Below are 1,390 nucleotides of genomic sequence, written 5' to 3'. Positions count from 1 at the left end.
ATCGCACCGCCTTGTAGAGTATTTCTCCACGGAGTATACTCTACAAAAGGCTCTTACCCGCAGGAAACTGCCCCTACCCCTCGACATAGTCCCTTCCGAACCATTCGAATGGCTTGCTGCTCATCTGACGCAGCCTGTTTCGGCTGGCTTACGGCTCGTGAAGGAGACCTACGGTCGAATGACGTTTAGGCCCCTCATGAAGTGTTTCGATTACAGCCTTCCCGACTATCCGACCCTGGTCTTCAGCAGCTCAATCCAAGTTGTTGATCGGCAAATACCAGCCTATGAGATCCACATCTCGGCTGAGGGGCCACTCCAAGCCCGCATGGAGTGGCGATATAGCTTCGAACAGTGGTGTCGAGGGCACGGACGCGTCCTTACAAGAAAGCGCCCCTACCAGAATACGTCGACAAGCAGCGCGCTGCTGAAGGGAACCCCTGCGATTGTTGCTTACATCGTAGACTGGGTCGGTCTCGAATGGTTGGAGCGCACCATGGAGGGAACCATAGCCGACCAGACGCCACCAGACGTGTCAGCTCTCTTCGTTCAGCTTCAGGAACTCCTGAGCCTCGTCCATAAGATCGATGCTCGGACGAGAGTGGCGGATTACCGGGTCTGGGCCGCTGCGCGAGCGACGCTAGGGCTTGCCCTACCAGACACTGAGCTGAAAACTGGCAACTGGGATCATCTGTTCGACCAAGAGCAGAAGACCGCTCGAAAGTAACGGCAATGGACCGCATACTCATGGAGAATGGGAGCACCGTTGGCCATCGAGTTCTCTCCTCGGGTGCAGCAACCATTCAAGATCCGCTATGATCCGAAAGTATGCTCTCGGACTCCTGGTCCTTCCAGCCATCATGATGGTCATCGGCTGGTACCTTGTGCAGACCGGGGACTTGGACGGGGTCGAGTTCTTGGCCTTTCTCGGCACGCCTGCCGCCGTGATGATTTTGGCGTGGGCCGCTGTCGTGGCCAATGAGATCGCCAACCGGCGCAGCAAACGGCGACCGCAGCAAGTCCGTTCAACCAAGTTTCTTTTCTACTATCCTCTCGCACCGGCTTTCTATCTGCTGGTTGGCTGGGGCGCCTTGCGTGCCGGCTACATCAACGAGGCGTATTTTCTCGCCGTCGCCGGGACACCAGCGGCGGTCCTGACCTTAGGCTGGATCGCCTTGGTGGCCAATGAGATTGCCAACAGACGAAGCGCAAGACGCCAGCGGGACGACTCAGGACAGACTTCCGAGACCCGAAGATGAGCACCGACAAGTCTGAGGGCCCGCACGGCAGGGCCGTCTTGGTTCAGGCTGCAACTCAAGCGGCCAAGCGGCTCCAGATTTCAGAACAGGAACTTGCGACAATCACCGGCGGATCCGATCTGAACAACGACGAC

2 protein-coding genes are annotated in these 1,390 nt (G+C 57.6%); both read left to right on the top strand.

What is annotated here, in order from left to right:
* Positions 1 to 724, top strand: a 724-nt coding sequence (locus tag AC0QTX_RS27440) for a hypothetical protein (protein ID WP_474606955.1), incomplete at its 5' end; no start/stop codon positions are given.
* 133 nt (positions 725 to 857) lie between these two features.
* Complete coding sequence (locus AC0QTX_RS27435; RefSeq protein ID WP_474606954.1) at positions 858 to 1,256, top strand: hypothetical protein; 399 nt, start codon at positions 858 to 860, stop codon at positions 1,254 to 1,256.
* The last annotated feature ends 134 nt before the right edge of the window (positions 1,257 to 1,390 follow it).

The sequence above is a fragment of the Microvirga sp. jy35 genome (genome assembly GCF_056148915.1).
The sequence above is the reverse complement of the archived record's forward strand: the minus strand, read 5'-3'. Positions and strand labels throughout refer to the sequence as shown.